This window comes from Streptomyces luteireticuli (assembly GCF_041519305.1).
GTDB lineage: Bacteria > Actinomycetota > Actinomycetes > Streptomycetales > Streptomycetaceae > Streptomyces > Streptomyces luteireticuli.
Genome location: NZ_CP167927.1, coordinates 373,776 through 387,491, shown reverse-complemented (window position 1 = coordinate 387,491; position 13,716 = coordinate 373,776). Strand labels below are relative to the sequence as shown.

At 70.2% G+C, this 13,716-nt stretch carries 12 protein-coding genes; 11 read left to right on the top strand and 1 reads right to left on the bottom strand.

Annotated elements, in window-relative coordinates; translation table 11 throughout:
• Positions 1-20 precede the first annotated feature (20 nt).
• The 10 genes from AB8735_RS01730 to AB8735_RS01685 all read left to right on the top strand — a co-directional run bounded on the left by AB8735_RS01730 (position 21) and on the right by AB8735_RS01685 (position 8,401).
• Positions 21-332 (top strand): anti-sigma factor antagonist, encoded by a 312-nt coding sequence (locus AB8735_RS01730; protein WP_372404658.1) that lies wholly within the window; start codon positions 21-23, stop codon positions 330-332.
• Complete coding sequence (locus AB8735_RS01725) at positions 329-787, top strand: ATP-binding protein (protein ID WP_372404655.1); 459 nt, start codon at positions 329-331, stop codon at positions 785-787. Before AB8735_RS01730 ends, AB8735_RS01725 begins: the two co-directional genes overlap by 4 nt.
• A gap of 6 nt (positions 788-793) precedes the next feature.
• The gene (locus AB8735_RS01720) at positions 794-2,038 is read left to right on the top strand and encodes a PP2C family protein-serine/threonine phosphatase (protein WP_372404652.1); all 1,245 of its coding nucleotides are present in this window, start codon (positions 794-796) and stop codon (positions 2,036-2,038) included.
• Between the two features lie 59 nt (positions 2,039-2,097).
• A complete protein-coding gene (locus AB8735_RS01715) occupies positions 2,098-2,910 on the top strand; it encodes a MinD/ParA family protein (protein WP_372404650.1) in 813 nt (270 codons plus the stop codon).
• Positions 2,907-3,449 carry a hypothetical protein gene (locus AB8735_RS01710; RefSeq protein WP_372404648.1) on the top strand — a complete coding sequence of 181 codons (543 nt, stop codon included), beginning with the start codon at positions 2,907-2,909 and terminating at the stop codon, positions 3,447-3,449. The genes AB8735_RS01715 and AB8735_RS01710 overlap by 4 nt, the downstream gene beginning before the upstream one ends.
• Positions 3,450-3,521: 72 nt before the next feature.
• Positions 3,522-4,964 carry an IS701 family transposase gene (locus AB8735_RS01705; RefSeq protein WP_372404645.1) on the top strand — a complete coding sequence of 481 codons (1,443 nt, stop codon included), beginning with the start codon at positions 3,522-3,524 and terminating at the stop codon, positions 4,962-4,964.
• Between the two features lie 29 nt (positions 4,965-4,993).
• Positions 4,994-6,430 (top strand): ATP-binding protein, encoded by a 1,437-nt coding sequence (locus tag AB8735_RS01700; protein ID WP_372404642.1) that lies wholly within the window; start codon positions 4,994-4,996, stop codon positions 6,428-6,430.
• Position 6,431: 1 nt separating this feature from the next.
• Positions 6,432-6,740, top strand: coding sequence for a nuclear transport factor 2 family protein (locus AB8735_RS01695; protein ID WP_372404639.1), 309 nt, complete (start codon positions 6,432-6,434; stop codon positions 6,738-6,740).
• Between the two features lie 36 nt (positions 6,741-6,776).
• Positions 6,777-7,244, top strand: coding sequence for an ester cyclase (locus tag AB8735_RS01690; protein ID WP_372404636.1), 468 nt, complete (start codon positions 6,777-6,779; stop codon positions 7,242-7,244).
• A gap of 320 nt (positions 7,245-7,564) precedes the next feature.
• Positions 7,565-8,401 (top strand): slipin family protein, encoded by an 837-nt coding sequence (locus tag AB8735_RS01685; protein WP_372404633.1) that lies wholly within the window; start codon positions 7,565-7,567, stop codon positions 8,399-8,401.
• Positions 8,402-9,791: 1,390 nt separating this feature from the next.
• On the opposite strand, the gene AB8735_RS01680 is transcribed toward AB8735_RS01685, so the two are convergent.
• The gene (locus AB8735_RS01680; RefSeq protein ID WP_372404630.1) at positions 9,792-11,150 is read right to left on the bottom strand and encodes a DUF2254 domain-containing protein; all 1,359 of its coding nucleotides are present in this window, start codon (positions 11,148-11,150) and stop codon (positions 9,792-9,794) included.
• Between the two features lie 579 nt (positions 11,151-11,729).
• Between AB8735_RS01680 and AB8735_RS01675 the strand changes: the two genes are divergently transcribed.
• Positions 11,730-13,526, top strand: a complete 1,797-nt coding sequence (locus AB8735_RS01675) for an APC family permease (RefSeq protein ID WP_372404628.1) — start codon at positions 11,730-11,732, stop codon at positions 13,524-13,526.
• Positions 13,527-13,716 lie beyond the last annotated feature (190 nt).

Genomic DNA, 13,716 nt, shown 5'->3' with positions numbered 1-13,716 from the left:
CCCACAGCAAGGAGACCGCCGTGCCCTTCTCCATCTCGGTCAGCACCCAGGACGTCACCGCGACCGTCAGCCTCATCGGCGAACTCGACGCCGCCGGCGCCCCCTTGTTCCACGACGCCGTGGAGAAGGCGGCCGCCTCGGGCGTCACCCACCTCGCCCTCCGCGCGCACGACCTGACCTACATGGCCAGCGCGGGACTGCGCTCGCTCGTCTTCGCCCGGCAGAAGATGGGCGACCACGTCCGGATCACCGTGGCCGGCGCGAGCCCGACCGTGGCCCGGACCATCCGCCAGGCCGGTTTCGACCGCAGCGTCACCCTCGTCGACGCATGAAGACCGACCGCGACGCGCGCCTCGGGGTCCTCCGCCTGCCCGGCACGCTGACCTCGCTGCAGGCCGTCGCCCGCTTCGCGCTCGACCTCGCCGCGCTCGCCGGGCTCCCGGACGAGGCCGCCTACCGGCTGCGGCTGGCCGCCGACGAACTGGCCACCAACGTGGTCGTGCACGGCTACCGGGGGAGGGAGGGCGAGCTGCGGTTGGAAGGAGGCGTTGACCCGGACACCGTCTGGCTCCGGCTGGAGGACGACGCACCCCGCTTCGACCCGCGTGACGGCCACCGGCCCCCGCAGACCGACCTGCCGCTCGAACAGCGCCCCATCGGGGGGTTGGGCGTCCACCTCGCCCTGACCGCCCTGGACGACTTCAGCCACGGCTACGCCGACGGCCGCAACAGCAGCACGCTGGTGATCCGGCGCGATGGCCCCGGCCACCGCCCCAGCCTGAAGTGAGGCCGCATGCCCGACGTCACCGCTCTCCTGCTGTGCGAGGAGAGGAACCCGCCGCACGACCTCCTGTCCGCCCTCGGCCACGAGGGCGTGGCCGTCGAGCTGCGGACACCCGCCGAAGTCCTCGGGGACTCCGGCGGAAAGGAGCGGTGTGCCCCGGACGCCGAGGTCCTCATGGCGCCCGCCGCCCTGCCCCCGCACACCGTCCGGGCGGTGAGCCGGCGGATGGGGCGGAGCGGTCGCACCCCCATCGTGGTCGTCTACGCCGAGCGCGACTTCGCCGCCGTCGAACCGCACGTCCGCGTCGGACACGACTACCTCGTACCGCCCTTCCTGCCGTCGCTGGTGCGCATGCGCCTGCGCAACTGCTCCGAGCGCACCAGGATGAGCCGGGCGATCGAGGAGATGGAGGCCCGGGCCGAACTCCTCGGATACGAACGGGAACTGAGGATCGGCCGGGAGATCCAGCAGGGCTTCCTGCCGGAGAGCCTGCCCGCGCCCGACGGCTGGGACCTCGACGTCCGCTTCCGTCCGGCCCGCAATGTGGCGGGCGACTTCTACGACGTCTTCGAACTGGCCAACCGGCGACGGCTCGCACTGGTCGTGGCGGACGTGTGCGACAAGGGCGTGGGCGCCGCGCTCTTCATGGCGCTCATCCGCAGCCTGCTGCGGCACACCGCCGAACACAGCGGACTGCAGAGCCTGGTGACCGCCCCGGCGTCGGACGCGACCGGATCCGGGCGCCACGGCGGCGTCCCCGTCGTCGGTGCCACCCCCCTGATGAACGCGGTGTCCGGCACCAATGGCTATCTGACCCGCAACCACGGCGGGCAGGGCTACTTCGCGACCCTGTTCTTCGCTGTCCTCGACCCGGCCACGGGCAACCTCGTCTACATCAACGGCGGACACAACCCGCCCTTGCTCGTTCCGGGGGAAGGCGGTGACCCCAGTGCCCTGGAGCCCACCGGGCCCGCCGTCGGGGTGATCCCCGACTGCGCCTTCGCCCTGGGCCACGCGCGCATCCGGCCCGGCGACACCCTCTTCGTCTTCACCGACGGCGTGTCCGAGGCCCGCGACGCCCAGGGCGCGTTCTTCGGCGACGACCGCGTCGTGCGGCTGCTGCGCGAACCCGTGCCGTCGGGCCGGGCGCTGCTCGAACGCGTGGAATCGGCGCTACGGGAGCACAGCGGGGACGCCGAACAGCACGACGACATCACCATGATGGCCGTCCACCGGACGGCCACCGTGGGCTGACCGGAACGGCACACAGACCGACGGCAGACCGGGAGCGCCCGGAACGGGGGACGAGCCGTATGGCACGGATCATCGCACTGCACGCGCACCGCGGCGGCACGGGAAGGTCCACCGTCGCCGCCAACCTGGCCCGTCTAGCGGCCGCCGACGGGCGCCGGGTGGCGCTCGTGGACACCGCCCTCCAGGCGCCGGCGGCCCATGTGCTCCTCGGCACCGCTCCGTTCGCTCCGGAGCGCACGCTCGCGGGCTATCTGACCGGCCGCTGCGAGATCGAGGAAACCGCGGTCCCACTGGCGGTGGGTCACGGGGACGGCGGGCTCTTCCTCGTACCGGCCCGGGCGGAGACCGCGGGGATCCACGAGATCATCGCCCAGGGGTACGACGTGGGGCTGCTGCGCGAGGGCTTCGACCGGCTCGCCGACCTACTGCGGCTCGATGCCCTCCTCCTCGACACCCACGCCGGCACCAGCAACGAGACGGCGGTGGCCGTGGCCAGCGCCGACACGCTGCTCACGGTCACGAGGCCGTGCCCGTTCGACCTGAGCGGAGTGGGCGAGGCGGTCGGATTCGCCCTGCGGCCGAACTGCCCGGAGCGCGTCCTGGTGGTCAATATGGTTCCGCCCGGCGTGGAACCGGGAACGGCCCGCCGACGCGCCGAGGCCGCGTACGGCATGCCCGCGAGCACCGTCCTGCCCTACGTGCCCGAACTCGCCTGCACCGCGGGCGACCGGCTGTTCGCGGACGTCCACCCCGGCCATCCGCTGACGGCCCGGCTCGCGGCGCTGGTCCCGTCCCTGTTGGGCACCCGCCCGCGCGGCGGTGCGGCGTACGCGCACGGCACGGGGGCGATACGGCACGGGGACGAGCCATGACCGCGGTCCAGCTGCTCGTCCTCGGGGCGGTCCTGGTGTCCGCCGCCGCCCGGCGGGCGAGCGCCCCGGCACCGATCGTCCCGGCCGTCGCGGGGCCGGCGGCCTCGTACGTACCCGGGGTGCCCGACTACCGGCCCGACGCGCGCTTGGCGCTGTTCCTCTTCGTGCCGCCGCTGGTCCATGCCGACTCGCCGGAGAGCTCCTGTCCGAACCTGCGGGCCGACGCGCGTCCCATCGCTCTGCTCTCCGTCGGCCTCCTGCCGGCGTTCCTGGCGGGTCTGCTGCGCCGTCGGCCGGTGGACGAAGGCCCGGACACGCCCGTGCATGTGGGGGAGAGGCTTCGCGCGGCGGCCGGGCACCGGCTCCACAGCGCATGGGAACGACTTGCCGCGCCCGGAGCGAGGGCGGTGCGGGAGACGACCGCCACCGAGCGCGCGGTGTTCCTGTGGTTACGCGGGGAGGGTCGGATCGACGACGAGGTGCTGCGCCGCGTCGTACACCGTCTCGATCTCGAGGAAGCGATGCTCTGCCGGGACTGACCGATTTGCGGGCGGCCGCGTCTTTTCCGGCCTTCCAGAAGGCCTTTGAATTCACCCCTGTTGCCTTGATCCATGTCAATTCGATTTGCTGTCCGCGGCTGTTGGGCCAGGTATATGAGATCCGTTAAGGCAAAGACCGGCCATGTGGCCGAAGTTGTTCGCGCATGTTTAATGGTTGGCGCAAAACCATCCGTGCTCCGTCGGATGCACGGATTTCGAAAAGACGTTCCCGCGCTCGGTGTTGTGGCTCGTCAGTACGCCGGGCATGGTGTCGCGGTTGCACTTCGAGGGGGGATTCGTGTGGACGCCCGGCCTCAGGAACTCGGCGGCCAGTGGCTTCGCAGGGAGCAAGTGGACGGGTTGTGCGGGCTGCTGCTCGCCTCCGTTCCCCGAAGCGATCAGCGGCGCTGGGGGGAAATGTACGTTCGTGGCCTTCTGGCGACAGAGGGACGCAAGACCATGAAAGGGATGTCCGCTTCCTTCGGCAGCGGAGCCATGCAGGGCCTGCAACAGTTCATCAGCACCTCCCCATGGGACTGGAAACCGGTACGGCAGGCGCTCGCCCGCTACCTGGACCGCAAAATCCGGCCGCTCGCATGGGTCGTGGAACCCATGACGGTCCCGAAAATCGGGAGGCATTCCGTCGGAGTGGAACGGCAATTCGCGACGGACCTGGGCCGGGTGGAGAACTGTCAGCGGAGCGCGGGCGTCTGGCTCGCCTCCGAGGGGATCAGCTGCCCGGTGGACTGGCAACTGGCGCTCCCGTCCAGCTGGATCGCCTGCGCCGAGCAGCGCCGGCGGGCCGCCATACCGGACCACGTCAAGGCCGGGACACCGGCGCAGTGCGCCGTCGACTCGGTCGTCGAGATGGCGAGGGAGTGGAGACTCACTCCGCGCCCGGTGGTGATGACGGCGATCGGGGCGGACTTCCGCAGGGTCGCGACCGCCCTTCTCGGGCACCGCATCCCTTTCGTGCTCCGCGTCGAGGGAACGCTGCCGGTGGTGGCGGGCGGTGCGCGGGAAGCGGTCGCCGATGGAAGCGCACTGACCGCGTGCCGCTTGGCCGGTGCGCTCAGGGACCGGACAACTGTCGTGGAATGGAGGGACTTCGCCTGCTCGCGGCAGCGGGCCACCCGGGTGGTGGGTGCCCGTGTCGGGCTGTCCCTCCCGGGCCGTGTCGCCGGGTACGAGCCGGGAACATCCCCGCTTCTGCTGGTCGGTGCCTGGGATGATGCGGCGGGCACTCTTCCCACGGACTTCTGGCTGTCCAACATCGGCCACCTGCCGCCCTCCGCCGTCTTCCGGATCGCCAAGCTCAGGCGGCGGGTCTCCCGCGACCTGCGCGATGTCTGCGACCACGTGGGAGTGCGGGACTTCGCCGGGCGCTCCTTCCGGGGCTGGCACCATCACACCACCCTCGTCTCGGTCGCCCACGCCATCTCCGTGCTGTCCCGGGCGGATGACCGCCCGTGCGTACCGTCTCCCGTCACCCGGCCGCTCGTGGGGTCGCGGTGACGGGCCGGGCGGCGGACGCGGATCCGGGCATGACCGCTCGCGGACGCCTGCGGCTCGAGGGCGTCGAGCTGTTCGCCGACCTGCCCCCCGGCCAGCTGGAGTGGCTCCGCTCGGTCACCGGGGAACGGACGCTGCGGGACGGAGAAGTGCTGTTCCGCGACGGCGACCCCGCGGGCCACTTCTACGTACTGCTCGACGGAGAGCTCGTGGTCACCAAGGTCGTGGACGGCCGGGAGGAGCTCCTGACCCGGCACACCACCTGCCCGGGCCCTGCCGACGGGCACGACGGCAAACCGCCGGCGGCCCACCGGTTCACCGGGGAACTGGCTCTGCTCACCGAGGGGCGCTACGTGGCCACCGCCGTAGCGGCCGGCCGGACGGTCGTCCTGGCCTGTCCCAAGGAGGCGTTCTTCCGGATGCTGATGCGCTGCCCGAGCGTGGCGCGCGTCCTGCTGCCCGTCCTCGCCTGGCGGATCACGGCCTCGGAACTCCAGGCGAGGAACCGGGCGACCGTCGCCGGCCTGGGAACCCTGGCGGCCGGCCTGGCACACGAGCTCAACAACCCGGCGGCCGCCGTGGCACGTTCCGCACACGACCTCGGTCCCGCGGTGGACCGGCTCGCCGGGACCGCCCAGACATGGGGCGGCGCGGCCGGGCCCCGGGAACGGCAGATCCTCGCGGAGGCGGTCCGTGAAATCGCCCGCATCCTTCCGCCTCCCGACCCCGACCCCGTTGCGGTCGCCGATGCGGAGGACCTGCTGGAGGAATGGGCTGCGGAGCAGGGCGCCGTACGGCCCGCCCCGCTCGCCTCCGCCCTCGCGGAGCGCGGCCTCCACACCCACTGGCTGGCCGGCCGCCTGGCGGACGTGGACCCGGGCCTCCTTCCCGCGGCCCTCGACCAGCTGTCCGCCGTCCTCGAGGCCCAGACGCTCACCGCGCAGCTGGAGTCGGCCGCCCCGCGCATCTCGGCCCTGGTGACCGCCACGCGGGACTACGCCAACCTCGACCGGGCGCCCCGGCAGCAGTTCTCCCTGACCGACGGGCTCGAAGCCACACTGACCATGCTGCGGCCCAAGCTCACGCGTGTGCGCGTCGTCCGCGATTACGCCCCGGATCTGCCCGCCGTGACCGGATATCCGACCGAACTCAACCAGGTGTGGACCAATCTCATCGACAACGCGGTGGACGCCATGGACCGCCAGGGCACCCTTACCCTGCGCACCTGCTTGCAGGGCACCTGCCTGACCGTCGACATCGGCGACACCGGTCACGGCATCCCGGCCGGGGTACTGCCCAGGATCTTCGAACCCTTCTACACGACGAAGGACGTGGGCAAAGGCACCGGCCTGGGACTGCATCTGTCCCACCAGATCGTCACGCAGCGGCACGGCGGCTCGATCACGGCGCGCTCGGCGCCCGGGAGCACCTGGATGACCGTCCGCATACCGGTCCGCAGAGGAGAGTGACGTGCACCCTGTACTCGGACAGCAGTTGGCGGCCCTGTCCGCCGGCGACATCGAGGCACTCGTCGGCAACTACGCCACGGACGCGGTGCTCGTCAGATTCGACGGGGTCTTCGCCGGAACCGAGCGCATCCGCGGCGCCCTCACCGCCTACCTCGCGCTCCGGCCCGGGCTCGTCCGTCTGCTGGACTACGCGGAACACGACGACACGGTCTTCTACCGGGCCATCATGAGCGTGGGCGGGCAGCGGAGAGAGGCGACGGGGACGCTGGTGATCCGGGACGGCCGGATCTGGCGGCAGACAGCCGGCTGAGCAAGACACATGCAAAGAGGACAAAGAGGAGGACATATGCACAGCACCGCGAACTCCGGGCGTCCGCAGATGCCCCTGGACGTCTACCGTGCGTGGAACGGCTGCTTGTTGGCCGGTGACTTCCAGGGCGCGGCGAAATTCGTCGACCGTGAGCACTGGAACGAGAAATGCCTGGGTCTGACCGGCTGGCTGACCGACTTCGACGTCGCCGTCACCCACTACGTGACGAACATGGTCCGGCCCTGGAGCGGCCTGCGGATGAGTGAGGAGGATGTCACCGAAGGGCGGGACTCCGTCACCGTCCGCTTCCGCGTCGAAGCCACGCACGTCGGCCCGTTCCTCGGGGTACCGGCGACCGGGCGCCGGGTCACGTTCGACGCCGTCCGCATCGTCAAGATCGGGAACGGGCTGGTGACCGGCCAGTGGGCACAGCTGGACCTATGGGGAATCCACCAGCAGTTGACCGCTTCCCCCGCACCGGATACCGAGGGCAGCCGGGCTTGACGGCACCCCCGCCGCCCTGGGACTCGTGACGTTCGCCATCGGCGCGGCCGACACCCGGCGTCGTCGGCGTCCCGGGGCTGGCGGCCGTCGGCACAGACCGCCGCCATGCGGTGTACGACGCCTTCTGCTGCCGTCGATTGCGGAAGACCCGGTCGGAGCCGAGCACTTCGGCGCGTTTCCGGGGCAGGCAACCGCCGTCGGAACCGAGGCCGGGTCGCACGCCGCGGACGCAGCCCGCCGCCTGCTCCGCGCGTCCCGTTGGTCGTGGTGGTACAACAGGTCGCCGTCGTATGGCGGTTGTGAACGAGAGGAGTGCGTGCATGGGTGCTGCTGCCGCTGTGTCGGTGGTTGCCGTCGTCGCCGTGTTGGGGCTGCTGAAGGCCAGCGTGCGTGTGGTCAGGCAGTACGAACGGGGGGTCGTCTACCGGATGGGCCGGGTCAAGTCCGTGCCGAAGGAGCCGGGGCCGCGGTTGCTGGTGCCGTTCCTCGACCGGATGACCAAGGTCAACATGCAGGTCGTCACCATGCCCGTGCCGTCCCAGGAGGGCATCACCCGGGACAACGTCTCGGTGCGGGTGGACGCGGTGCTCTACTTCCGGGTCGTCGACCCGATCCTGGCGACCGTGCATGTGCAGGACTACGCGTTCGCGATGCTTCAGGTCGCTCAGACCTCCCTGCGCTCGGTCATCGGCAAGAGCGAACTGGACGATCTGCTGGCGGGTCGCGAATCGTTGCACCAGGGACTGGAGTTGATGCTGGAGACTCCTGCTGTCGGCTGGGGCATCCATATCGACCGGGTGGAGATCAAGGACGTGGCGCTTCCGGAGTCGATGAAGCGGTCGATGGCCCGCCAGGCCGAGGCCGACCGTGAGCGGCGGGCCCGGATCATCACCGCCGATGGCGAGCTGCAGGCCTCGCAGAAGCTGGCGGAGGCGGCCCGGGCGATGGAGGGCAATCCGTCCGCGCTCCAACTGCGGTTGCTGCAGACGGTGGTGGAGGTCGCGGCGGAGAAGAACTCGACGCTGGTCATGCCGTTCCCGGTGGAGATGCTGCGCTTCTTCGACCGGGCCGCCCGCCCCGAGGAGCGGGAACCTTCCTCGTCCGTTCCGGACCCGCGTTCGTCCTGGCCCGAGGCCGGGCGGACCCGGGAAGGGTAGCCTCGCCGGGGCGCTGCCGCGGTGGGATGTCCGCCCGCATTGGGGGCGGGCGTACGTCGATGCCGACCGGCCGCCCGTCACACCCGGTGGAGCGTCAGGGGTTGAGGCGATGATGACGGTTACGGAGTGCGGCAAGGGCCCTGGCAACGGCAGGAGCCGCCCTCCGGCCGGGTGATGCCGGACTCCGCGTCGGCCGGCCTGTCACCGGGCTTCGGCGAGCATCTTCGCCGAGGGGGCCACGGTCACCACGGACAATCCCCGCCGGCCTGACGCCTGTGGGCTTCCGGCGGCAGCCGCTATGGCACGGTCGGCGTCAAGGAAGAATCAAATTTGTATGCGCAGCATAAGGAAGAGACCGCAGGAGGACTATCCTGCAATTGGCTCGGAGAGAGCCGATCTCCTCGTTCAGAGCGGTGGATTTACCCCCGGAGCGAAGAGAAGAGGCGGATTGGCCGAGCCGGCCGGCTGTCTGCCGAGTCACACAAGCGTCTATGGGCGCCTGACGTCGGGGAGGGGCGAGAACATGGATTCCCATCGCGGCTGTCAAGACCGCAGTCGGCTCCGTATCTGCGTGCCCTCGTGGACGTTCGGTAAGCGATAGTCACCTCCTCCATGCGCTCGAACTCGGCGGTCCGCGCGGCAATATGCCGATGAATACGCGCTTCGCATACCGCTGAAGCGGAGGCTGCCGCCTCGCCGCCTTCTTTCCGCGAGGCGGGCCATGGCAGCATGCCGACACGGACCCCGAACGCTCCCGGGTGGGTGCGCCCCGAGGCTGTCCACCCGGGAAGCCATCTTTTTCTCCTCGGACTAAGCCGACGCGTCGTCCTCACCGGCTCTCGTGGCTCCCGGCCGCGCGGCGCTCGCCTGACGGAGGGCCCCTGTCATGTCGTTCCTCACTGCCTTTCACGCTCATCGCCCGATACGGCGAAGCACCCCGGCCGTCCGTACCTTCTTGCGATGCGCGTTGGTCCGTCGGATCGCGGCCGGTGCCTTGGACAGCCCGGTCCTCCAGGTGCTGGGCGTCGACTCCGACGCCCGTACGAGGGCGAGGCGCACCACGGTCAGGCCGTGTGCCCACTGGCGAGCCGTCATCGGGGGCGACGGCCGGAAAAGTCTTGAGGCTGAATGGCGTGTGGAACCGTGACCTCTCGTGGGCGGGTCCGGCCGGAGAGGACACCTCCGTCACGTTGACCTTGTCAGTGAACCGACGTCGGTGTCGGTCCGGCGGTGCGGTTGCAGAACGTCAACCTCGTCGGTCGGTCACCATGTGGCCGAGAGGGGCACCATTCATCGGCGGAACGGTCGGATCCGTGATTCGGTCGGCACTGTCGGGCCGGTGGCCGCAAGGCCCAGTTCTGGTCTCCCGGTGAAGTGAAGGGTTCCGAGTTCATTCCGTGCAGCGTATGGGCTGTCCATCGCAGCGGCCGTGCAGGGCGAGCAGGTCCTCGTAGTGGCGCAGTACGTCGGCCAGGTCCGCCGGATCGGTGACCGAGGCGTCGGCGGCGCGTCGGATCATCGTGGCCTGTTCGAGCAGTACTTGGTGCTGACTGGGGTGTGGTGCCTGTTCCATGATTTTGGCCAGGGCGGCGAGTTGCCGGATCATTACTGCGGGCATGCCGTGCCCGGCCTGACGGATCTTCTCGAACGACCGCTGGACGAGCCGCTCGTAGCTGGGCGGGACGGTGAGCAGCCGGATCCGGCCGTCCTGGTCGCGGTGTTCGGGGAGCGGCCGCCACTGGATCGCGATCTTGCACAGGCTGTCGCCGATCCAGTCGACGCATGTCAGGGCGGTGAAGGTGTCGTTGACCGCGGGGGAGAGGGCGCGGAGGGCGATCTCGACGAGTTGGTCGAGGCCGAAGGCGATGTCCTGGGCGAGGGTGCGGGAGGGGCCGGTGATGTGCGTGTGTTCCAGATTACGGGCGACCCGGCCTGCGGCCCCGGCCGGCCACACGGTGGCGAGGGGATGGCCCTGGACCAGGAAGTGCCCGGGTCGGTGGCCGAGCCGGATGACCGCTCCGGCCTCACCGGCGATGCGCACGAGCGTGGCATGCCGGACGAACTGCAGGTAGCCGCTTCTCGGCGCGGGGACGACACCGCCGGACGAGCCCATCCAGCGGGCGAGTTCCGCGGCCGACGGGCCGCGTTCGACAGCGGCCGCCTCGTGGGCGGACAGGTCGGCGCGGATCGCCCTGGACACGTCGGCCGCGATGTCGGCGATCACCTGGGGAAGCTGGATCGAGACCGCGATGTGATGGATGAAGTAGATCAGTACGGCCACCGCCACCACTACGAGAGCCAGCGTGGTGGTGACCGAGACGTGCGGTACGAAGTCCCCTCGCGGGCCCGGGCCGATCACCGCCAGGACGAGGATGGCGTAGACGAACGTGGCCACGAACGTGCCCAGGCTCAGTTGTGTACTGCGGTCGCGGATCACGTTCCGCAGCATCCGCGGCCCGAACTGCGTGGAGGCCAGCGTCAGCGTCACGATCACGACGGAGAACACCACACCGAGGACCGTGACGACGGCCGCGGCCAGGGTCGTCAGGATCTGCCGTGCCGCGTCCGCCGTACCGCTGATCACCCAGAACGGCGGGGTGATCCTTCCGTCGTACACCGCGCGGTCCAGCACGTAGGTGGCGGAGAAGAGGCCGACAGCGATCACGACTTCGGCGGTGGGGACCAGCCACAGGTTGGTGCGCGCGGCCTCGCGATGCCACTGCGCTTCCAGGTGGATCCGGCGGAGCACCCGGGCAACCGCAAGCCGCCGCAGACTGCGGGAACAGGAAGACCAAAGATCGCTTCGCATGCCGGCCTTGAGGAAGGTTCGGAAGTCCGCGAACCGGACGGACATGCCGACTCACGCGGCACGCACCCTACAACAGGAGCGGATCCCGGACCGCTGCACAGACCGCATTCACCCTGGAGGAACGCTGCCGTGGACTCACGTACGGGTGGGCGTACTACGCCCGGTGTCGACTGGAGTACGAACCGGCTGTGGGAAGTGGCCGGTTGCGGAAGACCCGGAGCACCACGGCCCCGTTGGAAACCCGTCGAGGTCTCTGCCCCCACTGCCGGTGACTCCGGCTGATCGTGCCACGTCCGGGCGGCGAGCCGGGAAACTGCAACGCCGGCCGCGAGGAAGGCGGCCATCATGGCGACAACCAATACCAGAGCCGTGTAGGTGTTGGAATTGATGCCCTTTTGATGGCCCCTGGGTGCCTTTGGGAATTCCCCTACCCCGCCTTGCCGATTCCCTGTACGCACCGTCGCTACCGTTGATCCGGCGCAATGGCCCTCCGGGTGGACGAGAGATGGGCGGTGGTAGGTGAAGACTTTGTGGGGCACTGAGCATCGGCATGCCGAGCGGGATCGTCTGACCGTTTCCCAGGGGCTGGCGGCGCTGTCGCTGGATGCGCTGGCCTCGGTGGCCTACGGCCCGGAGGCGATCGTGGTGGTCCTGGCCGTAGCGGGCAGCCACGGGCTGGGATTCACCCTGCCGGTCACCCTGGCGATCGTGGTGCTGTTGGCCGCACTCACGATTTCCTACCGACAGGTCATCGCGGCGTTCCCCAACGGAGGAGGCGCCTACGCGGTGGCCGGGCGGCACCTGGGGCGCCGGGTGAGCCTGGTCGCGGCCGCCTCGCTGATCATCGACTACGTCCTGAACGTCGCGGTGTCGGTCTCCGCCGGTGTCGCCGCGCTCACCTCCGCTTTCCCCGGTCTCTACGGCAGCCGGGTCTGGCTGTGCGCGGCCGTCCTGGCCCTGGTGACGGCCGTGAACCTCTACGGCTTCGCCGAGTCGGCGAAGGCGATGATCCTGCCCACCGTGGTCTTCATCGCGGCCGTCTTCACCGTGATCCTGACCGGCCTGATCCGTACGCATCCCGTCACCCAGCCCACCCACCCTGCCGCTGCCGGCACATCGACGGTGGGGGTACTGCTGCTGCTCCGCGCCTTCGCCTCTGGCTGTTCCGCGCTGACCGGTGTGGAGGCCATCGCCAACGCGGTGCCTACCTTCCGCACCCCGCGGGTACGACGCGCCCAGCGCACCGAGATCGCTCTCGGCGCGCTGCTGGGCACGATGCTGATCGGCCTGTCCGTGCTGATCGGGAAGTTCCACGTTGCCCCGAACAGCACCAAGACCGTGCTCGCGCAGCTCACCGACGCCTCGCTCGGGCACAACGCCGGCTTCTACGTGGTGCAGTTCGCCACCATGGTGCTGCTCGCGCTGGCGGCGAACACCTCCTTCGGCGGCATGCCCGTCCTCACCTCGCTCCTGGCTCGGGACAACCACCTGCCCCACGTCTTCTGGCTGCGAGCCGACCGGCAGGTCTACCGGTACGGGGTGCTGGTCCTGGCGGCCTTCGCGCTGCTGCTCCTCATCGTGGCGCGGGGCGACACCCAGGCCCTGGTACCGGTCTTCGCCATCGGCGTCTTCATCGGCTTCACCCTCTCCCAGGCCGGCATGGTCCGGCACTGGTACCTGGAGCGGTCACCCGGCTGGCACGGCCGGGCCGCCCTCAACGGCCTGGGCGCGCTCCTCACCGCGGCGGCCACGGTCATCGAGCTGGTCTCGAAATTCCACGAGGGCGGCTGGCTGGTCTTCCTCGCGATCGCCGTGCTGGTGACCCTCTTCGAAGCCGTGCACCGCACCTATCTGCGCATCGGCGCCGCCCTGCGTCTCGGCGAAGTGCCGGAGCCACCGGAGCCGTGCCACGCACTGGTCGTCGTCCCCGTCGGAGCGGTCAACCGGCTCACCCGGGAAGCCATCAGCGCCGCCCTGTCCCTCGGCGACGAGGTACGCGCGGTGACGGTCGTCCACCCGGACGAGCCCCGGGCCATGGAGGAGATGACGACGGCCTGGAACGCCTGGCACCCCGACGTCCCGCTCACGGTCCTGCACAGCCGCACCCGGTCCCTGACCCGGCCCATCGTCGATCACCTGCACACCATCGAGGCCGAGAACGGACACGACCGACTGGTGGTGCTGATCCCCGAAGCACACCTGCCCCGCCCCTGGCACCGCCTGCTGCAGAACCAGCGGGGCGCCGTACTCGACCGCGCCCTCCGCCACCACACCGACGCCGTCATCTGCAGGCTTCGCTTCCGCCTCGACCTCTGATGGCGGGATCGGCTCTGGCCGGCAGCCCCGGCAGCCCCGGCAGCCCCGGCGGACCGGGTCACCTGTTCCAGGACCGCGTGCGAAGAAGTCCGGCATCTGATGGGTGAAGTCCTGCGTCCTCGCAGCGCCGACCATCTCGCGGGCCACTTCGGCGGTCGTGGCTATCACGGTCAGTGAGTCGCCACCCAGC